The sequence below is a fragment of the Lactobacillus johnsonii genome (assembly GCF_013487865.1).
GTDB lineage: Bacteria > Bacillota > Bacilli > Lactobacillales > Lactobacillaceae > Lactobacillus > Lactobacillus johnsonii_A.
Genome location: NZ_CP047409.1, coordinates 787,501 through 803,882, shown reverse-complemented (window position 1 = coordinate 803,882; position 16,382 = coordinate 787,501). Strand labels below are relative to the sequence as shown.

At 36.1% G+C, this 16,382-nt stretch carries 13 protein-coding genes; all 13 read right to left on the bottom strand.

Annotated elements, in window-relative coordinates; genetic code table 11:
* Window positions 1-21: 21 nt before the first annotated feature.
* A complete protein-coding gene (infB, locus tag GTO82_RS03815; RefSeq protein ID WP_004897131.1) occupies window positions 22-2,664 on the bottom strand; it encodes a translation initiation factor IF-2 in 2,643 nt (880 codons plus the stop codon).
* A 4-nt stretch (window positions 2,665-2,668) separates the two neighbouring features.
* The gene (locus GTO82_RS03810) at window positions 2,669-2,980 is read right to left on the bottom strand and encodes a L7Ae/L30e/S12e/Gadd45 family ribosomal protein (protein ID WP_004897130.1); all 312 of its coding nucleotides are present in this window, start codon (window positions 2,978-2,980) and stop codon (window positions 2,669-2,671) included.
* A gap of 2 nt (window positions 2,981-2,982) precedes the next feature.
* Complete coding sequence (gene rnpM / locus GTO82_RS03805; RefSeq protein WP_003649028.1) at window positions 2,983-3,279, bottom strand: RNase P modulator RnpM; 297 nt, start codon at window positions 3,277-3,279, stop codon at window positions 2,983-2,985.
* A 10-nt stretch (window positions 3,280-3,289) separates the two neighbouring features.
* The gene (nusA, locus tag GTO82_RS03800; RefSeq protein WP_004897129.1) at window positions 3,290-4,510 is read right to left on the bottom strand and encodes a transcription termination factor NusA; all 1,221 of its coding nucleotides are present in this window, start codon (window positions 4,508-4,510) and stop codon (window positions 3,290-3,292) included.
* Window positions 4,511-4,529: 19 nt separating this feature from the next.
* Window positions 4,530-5,006, bottom strand: a complete 477-nt coding sequence (gene rimP / locus GTO82_RS03795) for a ribosome maturation factor RimP (protein WP_004897128.1) — start codon at window positions 5,004-5,006, stop codon at window positions 4,530-4,532.
* Window positions 5,007-5,113: 107 nt separating this feature from the next.
* Window positions 5,114-9,412: a PolC-type DNA polymerase III gene (locus tag GTO82_RS03790; RefSeq protein ID WP_180873811.1), complete on the bottom strand. Its 4,299-nt coding sequence runs from the start codon at window positions 9,410-9,412 to the stop codon at window positions 5,114-5,116.
* Between the two features lie 5 nt (window positions 9,413-9,417).
* Window positions 9,418-11,115: a proline--tRNA ligase gene (locus GTO82_RS03785; protein ID WP_014567311.1), complete on the bottom strand. Its 1,698-nt coding sequence runs from the start codon at window positions 11,113-11,115 to the stop codon at window positions 9,418-9,420.
* Between the two features lie 16 nt (window positions 11,116-11,131).
* The gene (rseP, locus tag GTO82_RS03780; RefSeq protein WP_011162240.1) at window positions 11,132-12,388 is read right to left on the bottom strand and encodes an RIP metalloprotease RseP; all 1,257 of its coding nucleotides are present in this window, start codon (window positions 12,386-12,388) and stop codon (window positions 11,132-11,134) included.
* A gap of 12 nt (window positions 12,389-12,400) precedes the next feature.
* Window positions 12,401-13,192 (bottom strand): phosphatidate cytidylyltransferase, encoded by a 792-nt coding sequence (locus GTO82_RS03775; protein WP_004897124.1) that lies wholly within the window; start codon window positions 13,190-13,192, stop codon window positions 12,401-12,403.
* A gap of 26 nt (window positions 13,193-13,218) precedes the next feature.
* The gene (locus GTO82_RS03770; protein WP_004897123.1) at window positions 13,219-13,938 is read right to left on the bottom strand and encodes an isoprenyl transferase; all 720 of its coding nucleotides are present in this window, start codon (window positions 13,936-13,938) and stop codon (window positions 13,219-13,221) included.
* Between the two features lie 18 nt (window positions 13,939-13,956).
* Entirely contained in the window at window positions 13,957-14,514 is a 558-nt protein-coding gene (frr, locus tag GTO82_RS03765; protein ID WP_004895267.1) for a ribosome recycling factor, read from the bottom strand.
* Window positions 14,514-15,239: a UMP kinase gene (pyrH, locus tag GTO82_RS03760; protein ID WP_004895268.1), complete on the bottom strand. Its 726-nt coding sequence runs from the start codon at window positions 15,237-15,239 to the stop codon at window positions 14,514-14,516. The genes frr and pyrH overlap by 1 nt, the downstream gene beginning before the upstream one ends.
* A 109-nt stretch (window positions 15,240-15,348) precedes the next feature.
* Window positions 15,349-16,374 (bottom strand): translation elongation factor Ts, encoded by a 1,026-nt coding sequence (gene tsf, locus GTO82_RS03755; RefSeq protein WP_180873810.1) that lies wholly within the window; start codon window positions 16,372-16,374, stop codon window positions 15,349-15,351.
* Window positions 16,375-16,382: the final 8 nt, after the last annotated feature.

The window sequence follows — 16,382 nt, the reverse complement described above, 5'->3', positions numbered from 1 at the left end:
CCTTTTTGTGAAAAAAGATGCCTATTTAACAGGTACCTCTTGCATCTCGTAGGCTTCAAGTTGATCGTCAACTTTAATGTCATTAAAGTTTTCAATTGTGATACCACAATCAAATCCTTGCTTAACTTCCTTAACGTCATCCTTGAAACGTTTTAGAGATGCAACTTTTCCATCATATTTAACAATACCATCACGAATTACACGAATACCTGAATCTCTAGTAACATATCCGTTATCAACAAAGGCACCAGCAATTGTACCAATCTTAGATACCTTCCAAGTTTCACGAACAGTTAAGTTACCAGTAACTTTTTCTTCGTATGTAGGTTCAAGCATACCCTTCATTGCAGCTTCTACGTCATCCATAACCTTGTAAATAATGTTATATAGACGAATATCTACACCTTCAGAATCTGCTTGACTCTTAGCAGTATTAGTTGGTCGAACATTGAAACCAACAATAAATGCGTTTGAAGCACCAGCTAAAGTAACATCAGATTCATTAATGGCACCAACACCAGAGTGAATAATGTTAACTCTTACACCTTCAACTTCGATCTTTTCAAGAGATTGTTGCAATGCTTCTGCTGAACCTTGAACGTCAGCCTTAAGAACAATGTCAACTTCCTTCATGTTCTCTTTCTTCATTGTATCAAACAAGTTGTCTAAAGTAACATGTTGGACATTTTCACGTTGTTTTTCTAAGGCATTCTTAGCACGTTGTTCACCAACGCTTCTAGCAGTCTTTTCATCATCAAAGACAACCAATTTATCAGCTGCTTCTGGAACATCATTTAAACCGGTAATTTCTACAGGAGTAGATGGGGTAGCCTTCTTCACTCTACGTCCCTTATCATTAGTCATAACACGCACACGGCCAAATGTATCACCAACAACAATTGGATCTCCAACCTTTAATGTACCTTGTTGAACTAAAATATCTGCTACTGAACCACGGCCCTTATCAAGACGAGCTTCAATTACAGTACCAATTGCTTTTTGATCTGGATCAGCCTTAAGTTCCATGACATCAGCTTGAAGTAAAATCATTTGCAAGAGCTCTTCAACATTTTTACCAGTCTTAGCAGAGATCTTAACAAAGATTGTATCGCCACCCCAATCTTCAGGAACTAAACCATATTTCATAAGTTGTTCCATAACATGATCAGGATTTGCGCCTGGCTTATCAATCTTGTTCACAGCAACAATAATCGGAACCCCAGCACTCTTAGCATGGTCAATAGCTTCAATTGTTTGTGGCATTACACCATCATCAGCTGCAACTACTAAGATAACGATATCGGTGATTTCAGCACCACGGGCACGCATATTTGAGAAAGCGGCATGTCCTGGAGTATCTAAGAAAGTAATTAAACGATCATCGATTCTTACTTGATAAGCACCGATTCTCTGAGTAATACCACCGGCTTCGTGTTCAGACACGTTAGTGTGACGCAATCTATCAAGTAAAGTAGTCTTACCGTGGTCAACGTGACCCATAATTGTTACAACTGGTGGACGTTTTTCTTGATGCTTAGAAGCTTTAGATTCTTCCATTTCCTTAGTGTATAAAGTATCAATATCAGAGATATCTTCATGCACTTTTTCTTCAGCTTCAATACCATATTCAGCTGCTAAAAGCTCAATAGTATCCTTATCTAAAGATTGGTTTTGGTTAGTCATAACACCTAACATAAATAGCTTCTTAACAATTTCTGCAGGCTCTCTATGAAGAAGTTTTCCTAAATCTTGAGCATTCATGCCTTCTTCATAAACTAATGTTTCTGGCAATGGACGTTCCTTTCTTTGAGTTGGTTGCTTCTTGACTTCTTTACTTTGGTTGATACGTTTATTCTTTTTATTTCTACGACGACGTGCCTTATCTGAATGTTCGCTTCTTTCACGTTCATAATCTGGCACTTCACGTTTCTTACGAGTAAAGTCTTTCTTACGAGTTGGCTTTGTTTCTTCTTTTTGAGGAGCAGGTACAACTGGAGCGATAGGCTCTACCTTTTTTACAGTAGGTCTCTTAGCCTTATTTCTAGCCGGCGATGGTTTAATAATCTTTGGACCAACTGGTTTTTGTGAAGCTTGAACACGAGCTTTTACAGCTGCAGCTCCTTCGAGTTTTTCTTCTTTTGGCTTACGAGTATTTTCCACTTTTTTAACCTTTGATCTTTGAGGATTTTGTTCTTGATGCCATTTACGGCGGGAAGCCTCAGTCTGAGCGTTTAATTCACTAGCTTCGGCTCTTTGTTTTTTCTTAAATTTATTTAATAAATCACGTGCTGCTGGTTTAGCAGAAGTTGTCTTTTTATCTTCATTCTCACGTCGATTATTTTGTTGTTTTTTAAAATTATTATTTCTGTGCTTGTTATTTCCGTGACGATTATCATGTTCATTTTTATTATCACGACGACGAATTGCACCCACAGAAACCTTTATTTTAGCTTTTTCTTTACGACTTGAATTTTTAGAATCCTTTTCAGTAGATGGCGTAGTATTAGTAGACTTCAAACTATCTACTAACTTAGAAACTTGCTTATCATCTAGGGAGGACATGTGGCTCTTTACATCAAAACCCAAATCTTGTGCCTTTTTTACAACAATTTTGTTTTCAATGTCTAATTCTTTCGCTACTTCATAAATACGTTTTTTAGCCATCAAATCACACTCCTTCGTTTAAATTCTTTATCATTGCTTTGCTGAAACCGGAATCCGTAACAGAAACTAATTTTCTTTCTTTTCCAAGGGCCTGTGTTATTTCAGCACTAGAAAAAGTATCTACTAGTTTGACATCTTTTTTTCTTATAAGGAAATTCAGTTTATCTTTAGTATTTTGACTTACATCATTCCCAATAAAAATCAATTTTGCTTGATTTTTGCTTAAAGATATTTTTACTGCATCAAATCCCGTTGCTAACTTTCCAGCTTTTTGCGCTAATCCAAGTAAATTTAAAGTTTTTTGTTTGTTTTGCAAAATTACTTATCACCAAACAATTCTTTTCTTGCTTTTTGATGATCAACATATGCATAAAGATCATCATAAAAATCAGCTGAAACTTTAACCCCTAAGCTTTTTTCCAAAACTTGATTTTTTTGTGCTTCAGCAATTTTATCAGGTTCTAAAGATACATATGCACCTCTACCTGATTTCTTTCCAGTCGGATCAACCGAAATATTTTTATCCTTATCAACAACTACTCGCACCAATTCTTTTTTTGGTTGCATAGTATTTGTTAACAAGTCTTTACGCATTGGAATTTTTCTTTTCTTCAAAGAAAGTCACCTATTCCTCATCTTTATCTGCATCATCATTTAATGCTGAATTAACGTCTTCTCCATTTGGAAACTTATCGCTTGGATCGTCTTCAATTTGTTCAGCAATAGATTCTGGTGTTTCTTCATTTGAGACATTATCATTTGTAGTCTCTTGATCTGCTTCAACATCATCACCTTCAGAATCAACAAATTCAACTTGTGATTCAGGTTTAATGTCAATCTTATAGCCAGTTAAGCGAGCAGCAAGGCGTACATTTTGACCACGTTTACCAATGGCCAATGACAATTGGTAATCAGGTACAATTACCAAAGCATTCTTATCATCTTCATCCCCGCTAAATTGAACTGCAATTACTTCTGCTGGATTCAAAGCATTGGCAATAAAATCAGATGGATTATCTTCATATTTTACAACATCAATATTTTCTCCACCCAATTCATTAACGATGTTTTGAACACGAGCTCCCTTTGGTCCTACTAAGGTACCGACTGGATCAATATCAGAATCATTACTCTTAACTGCAATCTTGGTTCTATCGCCTGCTTCACGAGCAATGGATACAATCTCAACAGTTCCATCGTAAACTTCTGGTACTTCTTGTTCAAAAAGACGTTTTACTAAATCAGGTGCTGTTCTAGAAACTGTAATTTGTGCTCCCTTTGAATCAGATCCTACTCTAGTCACCAAGACACGAACTTTATCTTGAGGATTGTAAGTTTCACCTGGTAGTTGATCATTATGCGGCATTACAGCCTCTACATTTCCAATCTTCACATAAACGAAGCGATTGTCACGTCTTTCAACTGTACCAGTAACAATTTCATCTTTATATTGAGAGTACTCGCTAATAATATGTTCTCTTTCAGCTTCGCGTAAACGTTGCATAATAACTTGCTTAGCAGTTTGAGCAGCTAAACGTCCGAAGTCTTTAGGAGTTACTTCAAAACGAATTTCGTCACCAACTTCGTAAGCACGGTTAATTTCAAGAGCATCTTTCAAACTTACTTCGAGACGACTATCTTGAACTTCATCAACTACAGTCTTAATTGCATTAACTTTGAAGTTGCCTTTCTTTTCATCAAAAACAACTTCTACATTTTGAGCTTGGTTATAATTTTTCTTATATGCAGCTACTAAAGCAGCCTTAATCGCATCAACAATAACTTCTTGTTTAATGCCTTTTTCTTTTTCTAAGGTTGCAAAGGCTTCCACCATTTCTTTAGACATAAGTTTTTGATCATCCTTTCTAAAATTCAACTGCAAAGCGACTAGAAGCAATCACCTTTCTAGGGATTGTGATGTCTTTGCGTCGTGTTTTGATCTTTACTTCTAAGACGATCTGATCTTGATTGAGATCTTTTAAAGTACCTTCAAAAGTCTTTTCACCATCAATTTTTTGATAAAGACTAACATGAATGTAGGATCCCTTGGCACGTTCCCAATCTTTTTCATTCTTGATTGGACGCTCTAAACCAGGAGATGAAAGCTCTAAAATATACGGTTCAGGAAAAGGATCAGGATCTAATTCATCTAGTTTTTCTGATACCAATTCACTTAAATTTGCGATCTCTTCAATATCAATTCCGCCTGGGCGACGATCAACATAAATGCGAAGATAATATTGCTTCTTTTCCTTTACATATTCAACATCGACCAGTTCATCGCCTCTTGCTTCGGCTAAAGGCGTAACTACGTCTGCCACCAATTCGGTAACTTTTGTCAAATCTCTTCCTCCGTAATAAAAAGAGTGAGCATTACTGCTCACTCGAATTTGCTATTCGAACTTCGTTTTTAGAATAGCATATTTACTGCAATTTGTAAATTATCCCGCTAAAATAGTGACAATTGATTCTGATCAGGCATTCCCTCAAGAACACCATTATTTTCAAAATACTCCATAATTGTTTGTGATACTTTGCCGCGAGTGGCAAGATCTTCTTTTGAAAGAAATTTCTGTTCCGCACGTGCAGCTACAATTTGCTTTGCAGCATTGTCACCTAACCCAGGAACAGCATTAAATGGTGCTAAAATTGTATGGTCATCAATAATCTTAAAGTCTGTGGCTTCAGATTCGTTTACATCTACCATCTTAATCTTTATTCCACGCTCTAAACATTCATTTGCAATTTCAAGTACAGTAAGTAATGACTTGTCTTTTGCAGAAACATCCATTCCCTTATCCTGAATTTCTTTCATTGCAGCTTTAACTGTATTCTTGCCGTGACTCATTGCTACCAAATCAAACAAGTCAGCACGAACAGAGAAGTAAGAAGCATAATAAATTACTGGATAATATACTTTAAACCAAGCAATTCTCAGTGCCATCAGGATATAGGCTGTAGCATGGGCTTTAGGGAACATATACTTAATCTTAAGACATGAGGGAATGTACCAATCAGGAATCTTATCGTTCTTTTTCAAGATTTCCATATTTTCATCGCTAATTCCTCTACCATGTCGTACAGATTCCATTGTAAAGAAAGCAACTTCTGGTTTTACACCCCAGTGAATCAAGTCCATCATGATGTTATCACGACAACCAATCACATTCTTCAACTTACAAGTCCCATTATTAATTAAGTCTTCTGCATTTCCTAACCATACATCAGTACCGTGCGATAAGCCAGAAATTTGCAATAATTCTGAGAAAGTAGTTGGTTTTGTTTCTTCAAGCATCCCTCTAACAAACTTTGTACCGAATTCTGGTACACCAAGTGTTCCCGTTTTTGATTGGATTTGTTCAGGAGTAACACCTAAAATTTCAGGACTTGAGAAGAGAGACATTACTCCCGGATCATCAGGAGGAATAGTTAATGGATCAACTCCGGATAGATCCTGTAGCATTCTGATCATGGTAGGATCATCGTGACCCAGAATATCAAATTTCAAAATATTATCATGGATAGAATGGAAATCAAAGTGAGTTGTAAGCCAAGCTGCACTTAAATCATCTGCTGGATACTGGACTGGAGTAAAGTCATAAATATCCATATCATCGGGCACTACAACAATACCTGCTGGGTGTTGTCCAGTTGTTCTTTTTACTCCAGAAGCACCGGCTGCTAGACGATCAAGCTCAGCATTTCTTAAATGTAGTTCATTTTCATCTTCATAATGCTTAACATACCCATAAGCAGTCTTATCAGCAACAGTCGCAATCGTCCCCGCTCTAAATGAATTGTCTGGACCAAACATAACTCGAATGTAGTTATGAGCTACTGGTTGATAGTCTCCAGAGAAGTTTAAATCGATATCCGGCACCTTGTCTCCATGGAATCCTAAGAAAGTAGCAAACGGAATATCTTGCCCATCTTTAACTAATGGAGTTCCACATTTTGGACACTCTTTGTCAGGTAAATCATATCCTGACCCATATTCTCCATTCTCAAAGAATTTTGAATACTTGCAATTCGGACAACGATAGTGCGGAGCCAAAGGATTTACTTCCGTAATTCCAGACATCGTCGCTACTAAACTAGAACCAACTGACCCACGTGACCCTACTAAATATCCGTCTTTATTTGATTTGGCAACAAGCCTTTGAGAAATTAAGTAAATAACTGCATATCCGTTTGAAATAATAGAATTCAATTCAAGTTCAATTCTATCTTCTACAATCTTTGGTAAAGGTTTTCCGTATAATTCGTAGGCTTTATTATAGGTTAAATCCTTCATTTCTTGATCCGCATTTTCAATATGAGGTGGATATAGTCCACTTTTAATCGGAGCGATTTCCTCAATTTGATCAGCTAATTTATTGGTATTATCAATTACAATTTCTTTAGCTACATCTTCACCCAAAAAGCTAAATGCATCAAGCATTTCCTGCGTTGAATAAAAATGTAAATCCGGTAAATTCTTATTGCGATTAGGATTTCCCTTTTGAGCCGCTAATAAAATTTTACGATAAATTGCTTCATGCGGTTCAACATAGTGCGAGTCACTGGTAGCTACGACTGGTTTATTTAATTCTTTACCTAATTTATAAATATTTTGAATAATTTCATGCAGCTCGTCTTCATCTTTAATTAGATCATCTTCAATTAAGGTTTGATAAGATGCTGGCGGTTGGACTTCAAGATAATCATAAAAACGTGCTTTTTCACGAGCTTCATCATATCCTTTTTGCATCATTGAAATGAATACATCGCCTTGCCAGCACCCACTACCAAATAATAAACCTTTATGATATTTTCTTAATTCCGACTTTGGGGTACGTGGAATACGATAGAAATATTTAGTACTTGCAAGCGATACAAGCTTGTACATATTTTTTAGTCCTTCTTGATTTAAAGCAAGAACACTCATATGACTTGGCTTAGCTCGCTTATAAACTTGACCATATTTAGCATAGTCATTCATTTTGCCTAAATCTGCTTCATGAAAACGTTCATTAAAAGCATCTAGCAATTTAAACATTAAGTATCCTGTAGCTTCGGCATCTTGATTAGCGCGGTGATGATGTTCAAGAACAACATTGTATTTCTTAGCTAAAGAATCAAGGGTGTGGCGAGTTTGTTCAGGATGCAAAAGTCTTGAAACTTCAAGCGTGTCAACAACAGGTTGCGTAATTTCTTCTAGACCTGCACGGCGTAAAGCCGCATTTACAAACCCAACATCAAATTGAACATTATGTCCACAGAGAGGACGATCACCATAAAATTCTTTAAATTTCTTAATTACATCTTTTTCATCATTAGCTGCACCAACCATTTCATCAGTAATTGATGTTAAGTTAATCGTTGTATCACTTAAGGGATGGTGGGGATTGATAAACTCATCGAATCTTTCCAGTACTTCTCCATTTTTCATTTTTACCGCACCGATTTCAATAATGGTGTCGTAAACAGAAGATAGTCCTGTTGTTTCAACGTCGAAAATCACATATTCACGATCTCGATAATCCATTTCAGTAGGATTAAGGACAAGCAAAGCATGATCATCAATCATATTGGCCTCATAGCCATATAAAATCTTCATTTTTTCGCTTGCACCAGTATGATAAGCTTCTGGGAAAGATTGCACATCTGCATGATCCGTAATTGCAATTGCCTTTTGACCAAATTTTTTCGCAGTTTTGATAAAGTCACTCGCCGTACTAGTTGCGTCCAATTGACTCATATTTGTATGAAGGTGCAACTCTACACGCTTTTTCTCTCCTTCATACTTTTCTTCTCGACCCTTATGTTCAATTAATTCTAAGTTTCGAATATTAAAAACAACGTCATGTTGATATTGATCATCAGCTGCATAACCTTGCATTCTAGCCCAAACGCCAGGTTTAATTCCCTTTAGATAATCAATTTGATCTTTGTCAGAAACAAATTTTTTAAAGCTAATTGAATCTGTATAGTCAGTAATCTCACCAGTAAAAATTACACTTCCAGATTTTAATTCATGAATATCAGTATTAAAAATATGGCCTTCAATAGCTACGTTTCCACTGCCATCTTCCAAGTCTTTAATTTGAATAAATTTAGCTTTTTTATCGACCTTTTTGTTGCCCATTCTTGTGCTCTTAACAGGCATTTTTTTCTTAGGTTCTGCCGGTTGTTTTTCATAGAATTCTTGCATAGCAGACTCATGCTGAGCCTGCTCTTGTTCTAGACTTCTTAAATTTTCATCAATATTAGTTTCATCAACTTTCGTTGTAAACTTAATATTGAAGAAACCATAACGTCTGAATTCTTTATTTAGTTCTGCTAAAACTTGTTCTGAAAGCAAGCCATTTACTACTTGGTTTTGAGTTGGAATTAGCCATTTTTCTTTTTCTAAATGAGGAGCTTGTCCTTGTAAAAATTCCCGAACAGCTGGTTTTAGGTTAGTTGAATTCTGAATGGCATAAGTCCAGTAGGCCGGTAGTTTCTTACTACTTCCATCGCGTGTTTGAACTAATAATTCAACATTCACAAATGGTTCAAAAGTCTCATGAATAAGTTCATTAAGAGAGCGATAAGTTTCAAAATCTAATGGTGTATCAAAAAAAACGTGGATTTTCCACTTTCTTTCATTAGCGTATACATCCACGTTTTCAATTTCACCATTTTGGACAATATCGTTATCTTCAAACTTATCAGGAAACTTGATTTGATCTAATAGTTTTTTGAAAAGTTCGTTCTTTTTTGTCACAAAAATTATCCTAACTCTTTTGTAATCACAGCATCCAAATCAGAAATATTAACTTCAGTAGCCTTTTCATCCATTGGACGCTTTACTTCTACAATACCATCTTTTGCTTTTCGACCGATTGTAATTCTTAATGGTGCTCCGACTAAGTCAGCATCATTAAATTTAACACCTGGTCGTTCATTTCTATCATCGTATAAAACATCATACTTGGCTGAAAGTTCTTTTTCAAGTTTTTCAGCTAATTCAGTTTGAGTTTCATCCTTCATTTTCATTTGAATTAAATGAATGGCAAATGGAGCAATTTCTTTTGGCCATGCGATTCCATTTTCAGTTAAGTGTTGTTCAACTGCAGCTGACAGCATTCTGGTTACCCCAATTCCATAGGAGCCCATGATTACTGGCTTAGCTTTACCATTATTATCTAAGAAATCAGCACCCATAGTATCAGTATAGTAAGTACCTAATTTAAAGATATGACCAACTTCAATACTAGTAGTAAATTTCAATGGTAAATGATCAACTGGATCTGGTTCTCCTTCGTTTGCCGTACGAATATCCGCAAATTCGTCAACTTTAAAGTCGCGATCTAAATTAGCATTTTGATATTGATAGTCGGTTTCATTTGCACCTACAACTACATTGTACAAATCTTTGACTGTTTCATCCGCAATAATTTTATCAGCCCAGTCAGCATTGATTGGTCCAACGCCGCCCTTTTCTGAACCAGTAATTTCTACTAATTCATCAGCATTTGCAGTTCTAACTTCATCTGCATCTAAGATATGACCTAATTTAACTTCGTTAATTTCCTTATCACCACGGATGAGAACTAAGACCTTTTGGTCATCTGCAATGTATAAGATACTCTTAACAATTCTAGTTGAAGGAACTTTAAGAAAATCAGCTAACTTTTCAATTGTATCCATTCCTGGAGTGGCTACTTTAGCTAAGTCTTTTGCTTCTTCTGGTTCTTGTTTAAAAGTATCAATACTTTTAGCCATTTCAAGGTTAGCAGCGTAAGTGCCTTTTTCATTAGTAGCAATTGTATCTTCACCAATTGCAGCAGGAGCTTGAAATTCAGTTGAGTTCTTTCCACCCATTGTACCTGAATCTGCAATAACAGGGTGAACAGTAACACCAGCACGATTAAAGATCTTTAAATATGCGGATTTTTGATCATCGAATTGTTCATCTAATTGTTCACGAGTTGCTGCAAAGCTGTAGCCATCTAACATGACAAATTCTCTACCACGGAGCAAACCGAAACGTGGACGATTTTCATCACGGAATTTAGTTTGAATTTGATATAGAGCAAGTGGCATTTGCTTGTAACTCTTTAAGTTCTTAGCAACAATTTCGGTGAAGGTTTCCTCATGTGTTGGTCCAAGCAAACTTTCACGTCCATGTCGGTCTTGAAGCTTAAACATTTCTGCGCCATATTTTTTATAACGACCAGATTCTTGCCAAAGGGTTGCAGGCAAGAGATGAGGCATGATCATTTCAGGTACATTAATATTATCCATTTCTTCTTCAATAATATTTTCCGCCTTGCGTAGGACGCGGTAACCCAAAGGTAAGTATGCATAAACCCCGGCAGTTACTTGACGGATATAGCCACCTCTAAGCATTAATTGGTGACTTTTTGCTACAGCATCAGAAGGTGCCTCTTTTAACGTTGGCATAAAAAATTTTGATTGACGCATTTATTCCTCCAAAAATTTACTTAATAAAATAGCGATAAATATCATTTCCAGTTACTGCAACAATTAACAGTAAGAGAATGACAAAACCGATTACATCTATAATTGCTTCCTTATCTTCAGGAATTGGTTTTCGAATAATGAGCTGAATCAGGTTAAGTAATAATTTTCCACCATCTAATCCAGGGATTGGAATCAAATTTACAATTCCCAAATTAATAGAAATCATTGCTAAAAATGCTAGCAAGTATGTAAAGCCCATGTTTGAAACTTGAACGGTTTGCGAATAAATTCCTACCGGTCCAGAAAGCTTGTTCAAACTAAAATGTCTAAACAAATTACCTACGGCATTAAAGATTAAACCAGTTGTACTAATACTTGTATTCCATCCACGGCTAATTTTTGCACCAAGACTATTATCAGGCTTTCCATAAAAACCAAGTTGATAGACTTTTTGACCATCTATCTTATTAGCTTTAGGCTTTATGGAGAAATTTTTAACCTTATTATCTCTTTTTACCTTTACTTCAACAGTCTTACCTTTACTTTCAGCTAGTTCAGCAGCAATTTGATTGAAATTACTAATTTTTTTATTATTAATCGCGATAATTTCATCATTAGCTTTGATCCCAGCTACTTGAGCAGGTTGATGAGCAATAGTGCTACCTACTGTTGTAGTCGGTGCACCAGGAGCTGCTAATGACCAAATAATAAATACAACAAATCCTAAGACAATATTCATGAATGGACCAGCAAAATTAGTAGCTAGTTTTTTACCAACACTAGCCTCTTGAAATTGTGTATCTCGGGGTGCAATTAACAATTCAGTTCCATTTTGCTCAATGATCGTGGCATCATGATCAACAGAATAAGTTTTTAGTTGATCTTCATCACCATTTTCATATCCTTGAATAGTTAATGCATCTACTAAATCAGCGGCATTGACTTGTACTGGAATTCCTTCAATTGGCATTTGAGATCCTGATGCATCAATTCGTTTAACTTTATTTTGATCATCTAACTGCAATACTACTGTAGTACCAGGATCAATCTTTGCGGCATCATCAGGTCCCGCTAAACGCACATATCCCCCTAAAGGAAGCCATCTAATAGTATAAGTGGTTTTAGCACGCATCTTTTGAAACAATTTTGGCCCCATACCAATTGAAAATTCACGAACTAAAATACCGCACTTTTTTGCAACAATAAAATGTCCAAATTCATGAACAAAAACAAGTATCCCAAAAACAACTAGAAAGATTAAAATACCTTTCATTCAGTAGCTCTCCTATAAAATACCCATAAATGCAACAACAGGTAAAACGAAAAGCATGCTATCAAATCGATCTAAAATTCCTCCATGACCAGGCAAGATCTTACCTGAATCTTTCACACCATAAAAGCGTTTGTAGGCTGATTCAACTAAATCTCCCATCTGACCAACAATTGATAAGAAGAAGGCTAGAACAATCATCATAGCATTATTCCTACCAGTAGGAACTAAGGTAACATAAATTGCTGCGATAATTACTGCACAAATTACTGCTCCAATAGATCCTTCCCATGTTTTATTAGGACTAATAACTGGCCATAATTTATGCTTTCCAATCTTACGTCCCACCATATACGCTGCAATATCCGTTGACCAAACAACTGCAAATACATAGCCTAAAATTGCTAATCCAAGATGGGCATTTCTAATAGCGGCCATGAAGTGAAAGCCAGTTCCGATGTATAAGGCAGCCAAAGTATAAACTCCGGCATCATCAAATGTAACCTTATTCTTAGACAAAACCGTTCTTACGAGCATCAACATTACGAAGATATAAAAAATATCATACTTATTTAAAAACGCAGGTAAAAATTTAAAGAATGAATCGGGGACTGCCATAGTCAAGGTTGCTAATAAGGCCAAGATAAAATCCCAAGAAACAATAATTTGCTTCTTCATAATAAAAATTTCGCTAATTCCAACTGCTGCAAACGCACAAACTAGGACATCAATCCAAATGCCGCCCATTAAAACAATCGGAATAAATAAAATTAAAGCTACAATAGCTGTTATTACACGTTGTTTCATTTAAAATTCTACAGTTCTAATTAAAATTATACTTTTCCAAAACGACGATTACGTCCTTGATAATCTTTAACTAATTCTTCTAAATCAGTTTTATCAAAATCTGGCCATAATTTATCTGAAAAACTAAATTCAGTATAGGCCATTTGCCACAGTAAGAAATTTGATAAACGTTCTTCTCCAGATGTTCTAATTAATAAATCAGGGTCTTCATATGGAGCTAAAGAATGAGTCAGCAAATGATCCGAGACCATTTTTTCACTAATATCATCAATATCAATTTCCCCGACTTTTACCTTACGAGCAATTTCTTGTACTCCAGCCGTTATTTCTCTACGCGATCCATAGTTAAAGGCAAAATTCAATACCATTCCTGTATTATTAGCTGTTTCTGCCATGGCTTTTTGGGTTACTAAATATGTCTTCTCAGGTAATTCGTCTACAAATCCCATGATATTAACCCGAACGTTATTTTCCATTAGTTCCGGCATAAACTTATCAAAAAAGTCAATTGGTAAACGCATCAAATAGTTTACTTCGTCAGTCGGACGAGCCCAATTTTCAGTTGAAAAAGCATAAAGTGTTAAAACTTTTATTCCTAATTTATTGGCGGCAAGAGCAATATTTCGAATATTATCCATACCATGACGATGTCCGACAAAACGTGGTAAATGTCTTTTTTTTGCCCATCTACCATTTCCATCCATAATTATGGCTAAATGATTAAGTGGTTTTTTTGATTCTGACATATCTTATCAAGTCCTAAACTAACCCTGAGTAATTTCTTGACTCTTTTGATCTGCTAATTTATCAATTTCTTTAGTAGCATCGTCAGTTACTTTTTGAACTTGTTTTTCTAAACTACGTTGTTCATCTTCAGTAATATCGCCATCTTTTTCTTGACGCTTCAAAGTATCCATTGCATCTCGACGAACATTGCGGACAGCAATCTTACCTTTTTCAGCAAGCTTGCCTACTTGCTTAGCAATTTCTTGACGACGTTCACCAGTTAATTGCGGAATAACAATTCTAATTACAGTACCATCATTAGCTGGAGTAATTCCAAGATCAGAAGCTAAGATAGCATGTTCAATGTCATCTAAAGTTGATTTATCATAAGGCGTTACCATTAAAACACGAGCTTCAGGAATACTTACACTAGACATTTGTGTAAGTGGAGTTGGAACACCGTAGTAGTTAACCTTAATTCCATCCAATAAGCTTGCATTTGCCACGCCGGCACGAATACCACCTAATTCCTTTTGGAATACAGCGATAGACTTTTTCATATTATCTTTTGCTTTTTCAATTACTTCATTAGCCATTATTTATCACCTTTGATTACAGTACCAATATTTTCACCCATAACAACTTTCTTGATGTTACCAGGCTTATTTACATTAAAGACAACTAGTGGAATATTATTATCCATAGACAATGAACTAGCTGTACTATCCATTACTTTTAAGTTCTTTGAAATCAAATCAAGTTGAGTTAATTCAGAGTATTTCTTAGCATTTGGATCAACTTTAGGATCAGCTGAGTAAACGCCGTCAACTCCATTTTTAGCCATCAAAATTACATCTGCATTAATTTCAGCTGCTCTTAAAGCTGCAGTAGTATCGGTTGAGAAGTAAGGATTACCGGTACCACCACCAAAAATAACAACACGGCCCTTTTCTAAATGACGAACGGCTTTACGACGAATATATGGTTCCGCAATTTGACGCATTTCAATTGATGTTTGTACTCGTGTTGGAACGCCCAAGTTTTCTAATCCATCTTGTAATGCTAGACCATTCATAATTGTTGCTAACATTCCCATGTAGTCTGCCTGAGCTCTTTCCATACCCAGATTTGCACCAGTTTCACCACGCCACATGTTTCCACCGCCACACACAATGCCGATTTCAACACCCATATCGTGAACAGACTTAATTTCTTCAGCTAGATGCTTAATAACCTCTGGGTTAATACCAGTACCTTTTTCACCAGCAAGGGCCTCACCAGAAACTTTTAAAATAATACGTTTATACTTAACTTGACTCATAAATTTACCTCCTCATTGCTTTTATCATTTTACCATAAAATCACTGCAATATATTATACCGAAAAAAAGGAGCAACGCCTAAGCGTTACTCCCATTTTTAAGTAAATAATTACTTCATTTGTTCACGTACTTCGGCAGCAAAGTCTTCTTGCTTCTTTTCAATACCTTCGCCAACTTCGTAACGTTGGAAAGCAACTAACTTAGCTCCCTTTTCCTTCAAGAATTCGCCAACAGTCTTGCTGTCGTCCATAATGTAGTTTTGTGATAAAACTGCAAATTGCTTATCAACTTGAGTATTATCATCAATAAAGCGTTGCATCTTACCAGGAATAATCTTATCCCAAATCTTTTCAGGCTTACCTTCTTCTTTAAGTTCAGCCTTAATGTCTTCTTTAGCTTTAGCTAAAACATCATCGCTTAATTGTTTTTCTGAACCATAAACAAGGTGTGGTAATGGCTTCTTGTTTACCAAAGCACGACTTTCGTTATCTTGATCAATCTTGTGGTTCATAACAGCTAATTGATCAGTGATGAATTCATCATCTAATTCATCAGGTGAGATAACTTTAGGACTCATAGCAGCAATGTGCATAGCTAAATGCTTAGCAGTAGCTGCATCAGCACCTTCTAAAACAGTGATAACACCAATTTGGCCACCATTGTGTTGGTATGCACCAAATTCTTGGTCATCAGTTTTTTCTTCTAAAGCGAAACGACGTAAGACGATCTTTTCACCAATAGTAGCAGTTGCATCTACGAATGACTGACCCAAAGTAGTACCATCAGCCATCTTTAATTCTTCAGCTGCTTCCATGTCAGCAGGTTTACCTTCAGCAATAGTTTTAGTAGCTGCATTAACTAATTTAACAAACTTATCGTTTGAAGAAACGAAGTCAGTTTCTGAGTTAACTTCAGTAATAGCTGCAACATTACCATCAACGTAAACACCAGTTAAACCTTCAGCTGCAACACGGTCAGCTTTCTTAGCAGCCTTTGCCATACCTTTATCACGAAGGTATTGAACTGCCTTATCCATGTCACCGTCAACTTCTACTAATGCTTTCTTGGCATCCATAACACCAGCACCAGTACGTTCACGTAATTCTTTAACTAATTGAGCAGTAATTTTTGCCATTAATATGT